This is a genomic window from Micromonospora sp. SH-82 (genome assembly GCF_051132485.1).
In the GTDB taxonomy this organism is placed as follows: Bacteria; Actinomycetota; Actinomycetes; order Mycobacteriales; family Micromonosporaceae; genus Micromonospora.
This window is the reverse complement of sequence record NZ_CP148049.1, coordinates 84234-96569: the sequence shown is the minus strand read 5'-3', so window position 1 is coordinate 96569 and position 12336 is coordinate 84234. Positions and strand designations below refer to the sequence as shown.

Here is a 12336-nt window from a genome sequence, read left to right as displayed (position 1 = left end):
ATGGTGCGGCTGCGGGGGGTCCCGCTCCGCGTCAAGCTGATCGCGGCGGTACTCCTCCTGGTGGCCGCCGCCCTGTTGGTGATCAGTTCGCTGACCACGTTCTTCCTCCGCACGTACCTCGTCGACCAGGTCGACGCCGAGCTGCACTCCTCGGCCCGCAACGTCGAGATCGCGGTCGCCGCCCAGCAGGTCAGCCGGTTCAAGTTCCCCACCGACTACCTCGTGGTGGTCACCGATCCGGCCACCGGCCTGACGGACAGTTGGGGCTACGACGACCAACGGTTCTCCGAGGCGGACCTGCCGCCCTGGCCGGGTGACACCGCCGGGTTCGAGCGACTGGCCGGAGAGCCGTTCACGGTCAAGGCGCAGGGCAGCGAGGTGTCCTGGCGGATGCTCTACACCGAGCTGCCCAACGGGCAGTGGGTGGCCATCGGCCAACACCTCACCGACGCCGACCGGGCCGTCACCCGGCTGATCTGGATCGACCTCCTGGTCGGCGGGGCGGTCCTGGTCATGCTCGCCTCGATCGGGGCGGCGATCGTCCGGACCAGCCTCAAACCCCTGATGGAGATCGAACAGACCGCCGCTGCCATCGCCGGGGGTGACCTCAGCCGCCGGGTGCCCGACCCGGAGGAGGGGCAGGTGTACGCCACCAGCGAGCTGGGGCGGCTCTCCCGGGCGCTGAACGTGATGCTCGCCCAGATCGAGGCGGCCTTCACCGCCCGGGCCGCCTCGGAGATCGCCGCCCGGTCGGCAGAGGTCGGTGCCCGGGACGCGGCCCTGGCCGCCCAGGCCTCGGAGGGCCGGGCCCGCCGGTCCGAGGAGCGGATGCGGCAGTTCGTCGCGGACGCCTCCCACGAGCTGCGTACCCCGCTGACCACGATCCGGGGCTTCGCCGAGCTGTACCGGCAGGGCGCGGCCCGCACCCCCGACGAGACCGCCGGCCTGTTGCGCCGGATCGAGGACGAGGCGGCCCGGATGGGGCTGCTCGTGGAGGACCTCCTGCTGTTGGCCCGGCTGGACCGGGAACGCCCGCTCTCCCTGGCCCCGGTGGAGCTTCCGGTCCTGGCCGGTGACGCGGTGCAGGCCGCCCGCGCGGTCGCCCCGGACCGACGGATCGACCTGGAGATCGCCCCCGGATCCGGGCCGCTGGTGGTCCTCGGTGACGACGCCCGGCTCCGCCAGGTGATCGGCAACCTGATGACCAACGCCCTCACCCACACCCCGACCGAGGCCCTGGTCACCCTGCGGCTGCGGGCCGAGCCGGGGGACCAGGCGGTCATCGAGGTGGCCGACACCGGCCCGGGGCTCTCCCCGGAGCAGTCCGACCGGGTCTTCGAGCGCTTCTACCGGGCCGACGCGGCCCGGACCCGACGGGCCGGTGGGGTCACCGGCACCGGTCTGGGGCTGGCCATCGTGGCTGCTCTGGTCGCCGTCCACCAGGGAACCGTCGAGGCGGGGGAGACTCCTGGAGGCGGCGCCACGTTCCGGGTCCGGCTGCCGCTGGCCCCGACCGGGGCCGACGAGGTGGACTGACTTTCAGGAAACATCCAGGACGATTCCAGGCGGATCGCAGTGCGGCGGGGAAAGGTGTAGTCATGACCGAGTACGAGTCCGACCCGCAGCGGCGGCCGGCAACCGACGCCGAGCCGTCGCACCACGATGCCGAGCTGCCCCGGGTCGCACCCGGGCACTCCGACCCGGCCCCCGCCGGGTCCGCCCCCGGCGCTCCGGCCGCCGGTGCCCCGTCTCCGTCCTACGGTCCCTCCGGTGACGCCGGAGCGGACACCACTCCCATCCGCACCGAGCCCGGCGACGGCCGGCCCGGCCCGTACACCGGTTCGGGCCACGCCGGCCCGTACGCGGGTCAGTCCGGCCCGTACGCGGGGTCGGGGCAGTCCGGTTCGGGCCAGTCCGGGCCGTACGCCGGTTCGGGCCAGTCCGGACCGTACACCGGGCCGGGTCAGTCCGGCCCGTACGCGGGGTCGGGACCCGTCGGCGGGGGCAGGCCGTCCGCCGACGACGCGTACCGGCCGGGTGGTCAGCAGACGTCGACTCCGCCGTACCCGACCTCCGGGGCGTACCCGGGGAGTCCGTGGCAGCCCGCCGGCCAGCACCCCCAGCCGGGCCACCCCGGCTACGGCCCGATGGGTCAGCCCGTCCCGCCCTGGGCCCAGAACCACGGCCCCGCGCAGCGGCCCAACCGGGCGGCCCGGTACGTCGTCGCCGGGATCGTGGTGATGGGTCTGATGTTCGGCTCCGGCGTGACCGGTGGCGCGCTCGCGCTCGGCCTCAGCGACGGCTCGGGCGGCAGCCGTACCTTCTCCGCCGCTCCCGTGATCAACAGTGCCGACCTGCCCAAGATCGCCGCTGCGGTCCAGGACAGCGTGGTCTCCATCGCCACCGACAGCGGTGAGGGTTCCGGGGTGATCCTGACCGGCGACGGGTACGTCCTGACCAACAACCACGTGGTCGCCTCCGCCCGGACCGTGACTGTCACCTTCGCCGACGGCAAGACGGCCCAGGCCAACGTGGTCGGCACCGACCCGAAGACGGACCTGGCGGTGGTCAAGGCCGACGGGGTCAGCGATCTCAAGGCGGCGACCTTCGGCGACAGCGACGCGATGCAGGTCGGCGACCAGGTGCTCGCCCTGGGCAGCCCGCTGGGTCTGCAGGGTTCGGTGACCTCCGGCATCGTCAGTGCCCGGGACCGCACCATCCGGGCCGGCAGCCAGCAGGACCCGCAGCAGGGCGCGTCCTCGATCGCCGGGTTGCTCCAGACCGACGCGCCGATCAACCCGGGCAACTCGGGCGGGGCACTGGTCAACACCAAGGGCGAGGTGATCGGCATCAACACCGCGATCGCCACCGCCGGACAGAGCACCGGCAACATCGGCGTCGGCTTCGCCATCCCCAGCAACAAGGCCAAGGACGTCGCGGAGAAGCTCCAGCGCGGCGAGAAGATCAGCCACCCCAGCCTCGGGGTGAGCGTGGCCGGGGCACAGAACGGTGGCGCGCTGGTCTCCTCGGTGCTGCCCGGCAGCGCCGCCGAGCAGGCCGGCCTGCGACAGGGTGACGTGATCACCCGCTTCGGTGACACGACGGTCAACGACTCCAGCGACCTGGTCGGCGCGGTCCAGGCGCGCAAGGTCGGTGACCGGGTCGAGGTGCGGTACCAGCGCGACGGCGCCGAGAACACGGTGACCGTCACGCTCACCGAGTCGTAGCCCGACGCGGACCGTCCCCTGACCGGGCGGCGGGTGACAGGCCGAGGGGGTCGGCCGTCACCCGCCGCCTTCTCGTCGGCACCCTGTGTCCCGCCGCCTTCTCGTCGGCACCCGGTCACCCGCCGTGCCGGTGGCGTTTACCGCCGCCGACCCCGGGAAAGCGGCCGGTCACGCGTTCAGGGGACCAACGGGGAGGACTCGTGACCGCACACCACCGTCAGTCCGGTGCGTCGCCGGGGCGACCGCTGCGGATCGCGATGGTGGTGCCGCCGTGGTTGTCGGTGCCACCGCCCGGGTACGGCGGCCTGGAGCAGGTGGTCGCCGCGCTGGTGAACACCCTGACCGGGCACGGGCACGCGGTGACCCTCTTCGGGGCGGGGGTGGAGCACGGCACCCCGGCGGCGTTCGTCTCCACCGAGGCGGAGCTCCAGTTCGACCGGCTCGGTGAGTCACTGCCCGAGCTGGCCCACCTGGCCCGGGTCAACCAGCTCGTCGACCCGGCCGACTTCGACGTGGTGCACGACCACACCACCATCGGGCCGCTGGTCGCCGGCCGCCGGTCGGTGCCCACGGTGGCCACGGTGCACGGCAACCCGGTCGGCGAGTACGGCACGGTGCTCAGCGACACCGACCACGGAGTCGGACTCGTCGCGATCTCGCACGCCCAACGCCGCTCCAACCCCGCACTCCCGTGGGTCGGTACGGTGCACAACGCCCTCGACATCGCTGAGATACCACGCAAGTCCCAGCCGAGTACCGGGGCGGTGCTGTGGCTGGCCCGGTTCAGCCCGGACAAGGGACCGGAGCTGGCGATCCGGGCCGCGCGGGCGGCCGGTCTGCCGCTGGTCCTCGCCGGCAAGTGCAACGAGCCGGTGGAGCGGCGGTACTACGAGCAGGTGATCGAGCCGATGCTCGACTCGGACGTGACGGTGGTGTTCAACGCCGACCGGGCGACGGCGCTGCGGCTGCTGGTCGAGGCGCGTTGCCTGATCATGCCGATCCAGTGGGCGGAGCCGTTCGGCATGGTCATGGTGGAGGCGATGGCCACCGGTACGCCGGTGGTGGCCCTCGACCGTGGTGCCGTGGCGGAGCTGATCCGGCCCGGGCTGACCGGGGTGGTCTGCGCCGACCCGGTCGAGTTGCCCACGGCGTTGCAGGAGGTGACCCGGATGGACCCGGCGGCCTGCGTGGCGCACGTGGCGGAGAACTTCTCCACCGAACGGATGGCGCTCGGCTACGAGGCCGTGTACCGGGAGTTCATCGGGGCTGGTGCGGTCTCGACCCGGGAGCCGTTTCCGCTGGCCCGTCCCTGACCGGGGCCGGGGCCGGTCAGCGGGGTGCGGTGGCCAGGTCGGCGAAGGCGGCGTCGAGTTGGCTGGCGTACCGCGAGGTGATGCTGCCCTCCCGCCGTCGTTCGGCGACCTTCCCCCGGGCCTCGGCTATCGACCCGGCCAACGACTCCTGGTCGCCGGCGCTCAGGTTCCGCAACAGGTTGCGCAGGTCGGTGCCGACGTCACCGCGAATCTGTCCGGCTGCCACGCCCTCGTCGATGAGCTGGTCGACCCGGGCCGCCGGGTCGACCGGCTGGGGCGCGGGGGACCGGCCCGGTGGCGACGAGGTGGGCTGGCGGGTGACCGGGGGCGGGGACGGGGGCGGTGACGCGGTCGGCGTCGGCGCCTCCGTCGGGCCGGGTTCGGAGGTGTCGGTAGGGCGGGGCGACGGTGCGGCTGTCGGATCCGACGTCGGCGAGGGGCCGACGTCCGGCGGCGGCTGGGGCACCGGTTGGGTGGTCGGCAGCGCCGTGGTCGGCGTCGGGTCCGGGTCGGAGTCCGAGGTGAGCATCGGGACGAGCAGCGCCGCCCCGACGACCAGGACCGCCCCCACCGCGAGCACGACGGACCGGCGGCGCGGCGACCGTCGCTCGGAGGCGACGTCCGGGTCCGCCCCGTCGGGGGTCTCGGACGACCGGTCGTCGTCCCGGGTGCCGGCCGTCGCGGCGGATCCGGCGACCGGTCCGGCGGGACCGGGACCAGGCGCGAAGGGCGGCGGCGGTGCGGGGGCGGATCCCGCTGCCGAAGGGAAGGCCGACAGGGGCGCGGACCCGGGGGCCGGGGCGAAGGGCGGCGGCGCGGGAGCCGAACCCCCGCCGGTCGCCGGGGGCGGACCGGCCGGGCGCGCCACCACGATCGAGGGCAGGGTCATGGTCGGTGCCAGCATCGTGGCGGCCTGCGGGTCGGAGGGCAGGAGCTGGTCGCGCAGGGTGGCCGCCACCTGTGCGGCGGTCGGCCGCCGCTGGGGGTCGCGGTCGAGGCAGCGCAGGCAGATCCGGGTCACCTCGACCGGCAGCCCCGGCACGTCGAGGGTCTGCGGGGGCGCGGTGTGCGCCAGGGCCGTGCTCAACTCCTCCCAGGTGTCCGCCGGGTACGGCACCTGGCCGGTGAGCGTCTCGTACAGCAGGACACCCAGGGAGTAGATGTCGGTGGCGGGTTGGGCCTGGGCCCCGTCGAGACGCTCCGGTGCCACGTACGCGGGGGTGCCGAAGGTCCCGCCGTCCTCGTCCTCGTCCGGGGCGCCGATCCGGGTGGCGATGCCGAAGTCCAGCACCTTCGCCCCGACCCGGGTCATCATCACGTTCGCCGGGGTGATGTCCCGGTGCACGATGTGCAGCCGGTGGGCGGCGGCCAACGCGTCGGCGATCTGCGCCCCGATCTCCACCGCCTCCGGCCAGGGCAGGGGACCCTCGATCAGCCGGTCCTCCAGCTCCTCCCCGGTCAGCAGCTCCATCACCACGAACGAGGTGATGGAGCCGTCCGGGGCCAGTGTCTCCCCGTAGTCGTGGACCGAGGTGACGTGCGGGTGGACCAGCCGGGCGGCGGCCCGGGCCTCGGCCCGGACCATGTCCCGGAACCGGGCGTCGGCGGCGAGGGAGGGCGCGAGCACCTTCAGCGCGACGACCCGGTCGAGGACCTCGTCCCGGGCGCGCCAGATCACCGACATGCCGCCGGACCCGATCTGGTCGACGAGTCGGTACCTGCGGGCCAGCAACCTGCCGGCTTGCAGCGTTGCCATCAGTGATCGCACCTGCCTGGGGGTGGGGGCGGTATCAGGTTGCGCGAATGCGTCTGGACTGTCAACGGGCGGATCGTCCCATGATCACCACCGACGGGTCGAACCGGCTGTCCGTCCCGGTCGCGACGGTGGTCGTGGCCGACGTCCGGTTCGCGGCGTCGGCGGCGACGGTGGGCGGGACGACGCCTTTCCCCGCCGTGCCAGGATGAACGTCATGGGTCAAGGTCCGGTGGCGTTCGTGCTCGGCGGCGGGGGAGTGCTCGGCGCGGTCGAGGTCGGCATGCTGCGTGCGCTGTTCCGCGCCGGGATCCGACCCGACCTGGTGGTCGGCACCTCCATCGGCGCGGTCAACGGCGCCCTGGTCGCCGCCGATCCGACCGAGGCGGTCACCGACCGGCTCGTCCGGCTCTGGGCCTCGCCAGAGGCGAGCGAGGTGTACGGCGACTCGGTGGCCCGGCAACTACGACGGTTCGCCGCGCGTACCCACCTGCACTCGCCCCGCCCCCTGCGCCGACTCCTGGAGTCCGAACTCGGCGAACAGGTCACCTTCGCCGACCTCCGGGTGCCGTTCATGTGCTGCGCGGCCAACATCGAACGCGCAGCCGAACACTGGTTCGACAGTGGACCGTTGGTGCCCGCCGTGCTCGCCAGCGCCTCGGTGCCGGGGCTCCTGCCGCCGACCGAGATCGACGGACAGCACTACGTCGACGGGGGGATCGTCAACTCCATCCCCATCGGCGCGGCTGTCACCGCCGGGGCCGAGAAGATCTTCGTACTCCAGGTGGGGCGGATCGAACGGGCGCTGACGCCGCCCCGACGGCCCTGGGAGGTGGCCCAGGTGGCGTTCGAGATCGCCCGTCGGCACCGGTTCGCCAGGGACCTGGCGGCCCTGCCCGACGGGGTCCAGGTGCACGTCCTGCCCACCGGTGGGCTGGAGCCCCGGGACGACACCCCGTGGGCGTACCGGGACATGGCGGCGGTCGGGCGTCGGATCAGCCGCGCGTACACCGCCTCCCGGCGCTACCTGGCGGACCTGGAGCGTTGATGCCGTTGCCTCCACGGTGGGTCCGCCGGTCGGTGTTGGCCCCGGGTGTGGTCCTGTTGGCCTTCCTGCTGGTGACCACCCTGCCGGCCTGGGCGTTCCTCGCCGCGGCGGCCTCCCCGCTGGTGCCCGGTCGGCTCCGCCCGCTGCGGCTGCTCTGGATGGGCACCGTCTACCTGATCTGGGACGCCGCCGCGCTGCTGGCGCTCTTCGTGCTCTGGGTCGGCTCCGGGTTCGGGTGGCGTACCCGGTCACCGGCCTTCCAACGGGCGCACTACGTCCTCGCCGGTGCGTTCCTGCGGATGCTGTTCTGGCAGGTCCGGTGGACGCTGCGGCTGAGGATCGACGTCGTGGGCACCGACCCGGACACCGCCCTGCCCGGTCGGCCCGAGCTGGTGCTGTGCCGCCACGCCGGACCGGGCGACTCGTTCATCCTGATCCACGCCCTGGTCAACTGGTTCTCCCGGGAGCCCCGGATCGTCCTCAAGGCGGCCCTGCAGTGGGACCCGGCGATCGACGTGCTGCTCAACCGGCTGCCGACCCGGTTCATCGCACCCACCCCCGACACCGGTGGATCGGTGATCGAGCAGATCGGGAACCTCGCTGTCGGGCTCGACGACGACGACGCCTTCGTGATCTTCCCCGAGGGCGGGAACTTCACCCCCCGCCGTCGGCTCAAGGCGATCGCCCGGCTGCGCTCCCGGGGCCTGGAACGGATGGCGCTACGGGCCGAGCGGATGCAGCACGTCCTCGCCCCGCAGCCGGGCGGCCTGCTCGCCGCGCTGGACGCCGCCCCCGACGCCGGGGTGATCTTCGTGGCCCACACCGGGCTCGACCAGATGCTCACGGTGGCCGACGTCTGGCGGGAACTGCCGATGGACAAGCGGATCGTGATGCGCTTCTGGTCGGTGCCACCGGAGGAGATCCCGACCGGCCGCCAGGAGCGCATCGACTGGTTGTACGACTGGTGGAAGCAGATCGACGACTGGATCGCGGCCAACCGCGACGACGCCGCGTAGGGTCGTCCCGTGGAGCAGATCTGCGTGGTGACGACGGTGGTGGACGTGCGGTCGGTGGCCGACGTACTGGCCGCAGCGGCGGTCGCCGGTCGACTGGCGGCCTGTGCCCAGGTCGGCGGTCAGATCGACAGCACCTACTGGTGGCAGTCCGCAGTGGAGACCACCACCGAGTGGTCGGTGCAGTTCAAGACCGCCCCTGACCGGGTGGAGGCGCTGCTCACCCAGATCCGGGCGAACCATCCGTACGAGGTGCCCGAGATCCTGGTCACCACCGTGCAGAGCGGCAACCCGGCGTACACGGCCTGGGTGGTCGAGCACACCCGCCCCTGAGTACGGGCACTCTTCCCAGGCCGGGGGCCGGGCCGTGAGGATGACCCGGTGGAGCCCAGCACCTACCCCTGTCCCGCCTGCGGCGCGCCGGCCGACCTGCGCGTCGGCTGCTCCGGCTGTCGGCGGCCCCCGTACCCGCCCGCCGCCGAGGTGATCCGGCTGGACCGGGAGATCGTGACGCTCGGCCGCGAGGTGGAGCGGGTGCACCGGACGTACCAGGATCTCGCCGGTCGACTCGCCGCCACCCGGGACAGTAGGGCGAGGTGGGCGGCCCGGGTCCGGGCCGAGGTCCCCGCCCCCGCCGGACCGCACCCGGTGCCCGCACCGCACCACCCGGTACCTGCACCGCGTCATCCGGTGCCGGGGTCGGCCGTACCACCCCTGCCGACCGGCCGGCCCGTCCCCGCCGTCACGGCCGGTCCACCGGGGGCGGTGGCGCACCCCGTACCGGCGGGTCAGCCCGTCCGACCGGGTGTCCCGCCGACCGGTTGGCGGCCGCCCGCCGTGGCACCACCGACCCGACCGGCCGGGGAGGAGACCTCCGACCGGGCGGTACGGGCCCTGCTGTTCGCCCTCGGCGGTCTGCTGCTGGGCACCGCCGCTGTGGTCTTCACCGCCGTGGCCTGGGCCACCGTCGGGGTCGCCGGACGGGCCCTGATCCTCGCCGCGGTCACCGTCGTCGTGCTGGCGCTGCCGCTGGTGGCGGCCCGGCGGGGCCTGCGGGGTACGGCCGAGACCCTGGCCGCCGTGGGTCTGCTGCTGGTGCTCCTCGACGGGTACGCGATCTGGATGGTGGACCTGTTCGGCGTCTCGGCGTGGCCCGGGACGCGCTACGCCGCCCTCGTCGGCGGGGCCTGCGCGGCGCTCGCCGCCGGGTACGGGCGACTCAGCCGACTCACCGGACCGTGGCTCTGGGCGTGGCTGACAGTGCAGCCCGTACTGCCGCTGCTGGCCGTCGAGGCGGACCTCTCGGCCACCGGCTGGACCCTGGTCCTCATCGGGGTCGCCCTGATCAACCTGGCCGTCCTCGGGGTCCTGCACCACCGTCGGGCGACCGCCCCGGCGGGCGGTGTCCGGCTGGTCGGACAGATCTGCGCCTGGATCGGGCACGCGATGGCGGTACTCGTCGCGGCCGGGTTCGCCCTGGTCCCCTTCGCCAAGGGGGAGGCCTTCGGGGTGCCGGTCCTGGCCGGCCTTCCGCTGCTGCTGGCGGTGACCGTGCTCTTCGGTACGGCCCGGACCCTCGGCAGCCGGGGGCTCGCCGTGACCGCCGCCGCGATGGCGGTCCCGGTGTCCGTCGCCGCGATCGTCCGGGCCTTCGGGCAGCAGTGGCCGACGCTGACGCTGCTGGCCGTCGGGGTCCTCGCGGTCGCCACCGCCGGGGTGGTCCGACTCCTGCCGCAACGGTGGCGGACCGGGCCCTGGATCGGGGCGCTCGTGGTGGCCGTCGGTACCGCCCTGCCGGCCGTCGTCCTCACCATGGTCTTCGCCTCCATGACGGTGAGCCGCTCCCTGCCGGCCTGGCGGGGAGCCGACCCCGGTCCCCTGCTGACCTGGGGGTGGCAGCTCCCGGTGCTGGTCCTGCTCGCCGCTGCGGCGGTGACCCTGGTCGTCCCCCGTACCGGCTGGTGGGTGAGCGTGGTCCCGGCGGTGACCCTGGGGATCCTCGCCGCGCCGGCGGCCTGGCGGGCGTCCTGGCCCGCAGTGGTGGCGCTCGGCCTCCTCGGCGCGGTCGCCCTGCTCGTCGCCGCCGTGGTCCGACCCGGTACGCGGCACCGGATGGTCCTCCCCCCGGCGGTGGGCGGGACCATCCTGATCGGACACGCGCTGCTCGTCTCGTTCGCCCGGCCACTGGGCATGATCGTGGCGTTGACCGTGACCGCGTCGGCAGCCCTGGTGGTGGCGGTCCTCGGTCGCCGGGGGTCCACCGTCCAGCGGATCGTCGGCGGGGTGGGCCTGGGCGTGGCACTTGCCACCGCTGCGCTGACCGCGCCGCTGCTCGCCCTCGTCGCCGGGGCGCCCTCCTGGTGGCAGGCCCGCGCCCTGCTCGCCGCCGCGGCGCTGACGGTCCTGCTTCCGTACGCCGTCCGCCGCTGGTGGCCGGAGTCCACCCGGTACGCCGAAGCCGGGTACGCGGTGGTGGTCGGGTCGGCCGGTCTCGCGGCGGTCATGACGACGAGCGACGAACCGGTGCCGCTCTACGCCGCGCTCGGTGTCCTGCTGGTGCTGGTGGCCGCCCCGGACCGGCGACCCGGGGTCGCGCTCTGGATCCCGGGTGGGCTGCTCCTGACGGTGGGGGTCCTCGCCGCCCTGCCCGCGACCCTGGTCGCGTTGCTCGCTCCGTACCGGCCGATCCCCGGGATCTGGTCCGGGGTCCCGACGCAGACGGTCTCCGGGTCGCCGGGGACGGGGGCCGCCTTGCTGGTGTTGGCGCTCGCCGCCGCCCTGGTCACCCGGGGTGCCCGGACCCGGGCGGCGACCGCCGCTCCGTTCCTGGTGGCAGCCGTCCCGGTGCTGCTGGTCGCGGTCGGCGCGCCCTGGCCGGTGGTGCCGGCGGTTCTGCTGCTCGTCGGTACGGCGGCGCTGCTGGTGTCGACAGTCGGTAGGCCGTACCCGGTGGTGGTGGGTGTCGCGTTGCCGACCGGGGTGGTGACCCTGGGGGCCGGGGTGGCAGGGCTGCTCGCCACCCGACTCGGGACCCTCGGTGCGACCGGGACGCTCCTGCTGGCGGCCCTGGCGATCGGGGTGGCCGCCCGGCACCCGGCGGTCCGGCTGACCGGCTGGCCGGTGGCGGTCGCCTCGGCGCTCGGGTTCGCCCTGACCGCCTCGTCGGCCGGCGGGTTGCTCCCCCGGACGGCAGCCTTCGCAGTGCTCGCCGTGGCGGTGTCGACCCTTGTCGCCGCCGCGGTGCTGGTCCGACGGCAGCCGACGTCGAGCCGGGTGTTGGAGATCCTCGCCCAGGTCGTCGCCGGGGTCGCCGTGTTGTTCGCCTTCGGGGCGATCCGGCACGCCGCAGTGGTCTGCGTCCTGTGGGGCACCGCTGTCGCGGTACGTCTGCTGCTGGGCGAGTCCACCGGACGCCGACGGGTGCTGGCAGGTATCGCCTGGACCTCCCAGGTGGTCGGCGCCTGGCTGATGCTGCTCGCCGGTGAGGTGGCGCTGCTGGAGGCGTACACGGTTCCGGCGGCGGTGCTGGCGTTGGTCGCCGGGGCGACGGTCCTGCGGAGACGCCCCGAGTTGACCAGTTGGCTGGCTCTCGGGCCGGGGCTCGCCGCGCTGCTGCTGCCCAGCCTGGTGTCGGTGCTGGCGGCGGCGGACCCGCAGCCCTGGCGGCGGCTGCTGGTCGGGGTGGTCGCCCTCACCGCAGTCCTGGTCGGGGCCGCCCGGCGGTGGCAGGCCCCGGTGGTGCTGGGGACGGTGGGGCTCACCCTGTCGGCCCTGCACGAGACGCTGCGTGGCTGGGATCTGCTGCCCCGCTGGATCTACCTCGGGCTGGGCGGGATCGTGCTGATCTCGGTCGCGGCCACCTACGAGCGGCGGCGCCGGGACCTGGCCCGCCTCCGCTCGGCGGTCGGCCGGATGACCTGAGGAGGGAACGGGGGGTGCCGGGGTGCCGGTGGTGTCCCTGGGACACCACCGGCACCCCGGC

The 12336-nt window shown here is 74.2% G+C and carries 9 protein-coding genes; 8 read left to right on the top strand and 1 reads right to left on the bottom strand.

Annotated features, from left to right (window positions below):
- The 3 genes from WHN02_RS00390 to WHN02_RS00380 all read left to right on the top strand — a co-directional run bounded on the left by WHN02_RS00390 (position 1) and on the right by WHN02_RS00380 (position 4540).
- Entirely contained in the window at positions 1-1536 is a 1536-nt protein-coding gene (locus tag WHN02_RS00390; protein ID WP_434744109.1) for a sensor histidine kinase, read from the top strand.
- 62 nt (positions 1537-1598) lie between these two features.
- Complete coding sequence (locus WHN02_RS00385; protein WP_434741558.1) at positions 1599-3227, top strand: trypsin-like peptidase domain-containing protein; 1629 nt, start codon at positions 1599-1601, stop codon at positions 3225-3227.
- A 257-nt stretch (positions 3228-3484) separates the two neighbouring features.
- Positions 3485-4540, top strand: coding sequence for a glycosyltransferase family 4 protein (locus WHN02_RS00380; protein WP_434744108.1), 1056 nt, complete (start codon positions 3485-3487; stop codon positions 4538-4540).
- Between the two features lie 16 nt (positions 4541-4556).
- On the opposite strand, the gene WHN02_RS00375 is transcribed toward WHN02_RS00380, so the two are convergent.
- Complete coding sequence (locus WHN02_RS00375) at positions 4557-6296, bottom strand: serine/threonine-protein kinase (protein ID WP_434741557.1); 1740 nt, start codon at positions 6294-6296, stop codon at positions 4557-4559.
- Positions 6297-6376: 80 nt separating this feature from the next.
- On the opposite strand from WHN02_RS00375, the gene WHN02_RS00370 reads away from it, so the two are divergent.
- The 5 genes from WHN02_RS00370 to WHN02_RS00350 are packed head-to-tail and all read left to right on the top strand — an operon-like array spanning position 6377 to position 12275.
- Complete coding sequence (locus tag WHN02_RS00370; RefSeq protein ID WP_434741556.1) at positions 6377-6505, top strand: hypothetical protein; 129 nt, start codon at positions 6377-6379, stop codon at positions 6503-6505.
- A 5-nt stretch (positions 6506-6510) separates the two neighbouring features.
- Entirely contained in the window at positions 6511-7341 is an 831-nt protein-coding gene (locus WHN02_RS00365) for a patatin-like phospholipase family protein (protein WP_434741555.1), read from the top strand.
- Positions 7341-8357: a 1-acyl-sn-glycerol-3-phosphate acyltransferase gene (locus tag WHN02_RS00360; RefSeq protein WP_434741554.1), complete on the top strand. Its 1017-nt coding sequence runs from the start codon at positions 7341-7343 to the stop codon at positions 8355-8357. Before WHN02_RS00365 ends, WHN02_RS00360 begins: the two co-directional genes overlap by 1 nt.
- A gap of 9 nt (positions 8358-8366) precedes the next feature.
- The gene (cutA, locus tag WHN02_RS00355) at positions 8367-8687 is read left to right on the top strand and encodes a divalent-cation tolerance protein CutA (RefSeq protein WP_434741553.1); all 321 of its coding nucleotides are present in this window, start codon (positions 8367-8369) and stop codon (positions 8685-8687) included.
- 48 nt (positions 8688-8735) lie between these two features.
- Positions 8736-12275, top strand: coding sequence for an SCO7613 C-terminal domain-containing membrane protein (locus WHN02_RS00350; RefSeq protein ID WP_434741552.1), 3540 nt, complete (start codon positions 8736-8738; stop codon positions 12273-12275).
- The last annotated feature ends 61 nt before the right edge of the window (positions 12276-12336 follow it).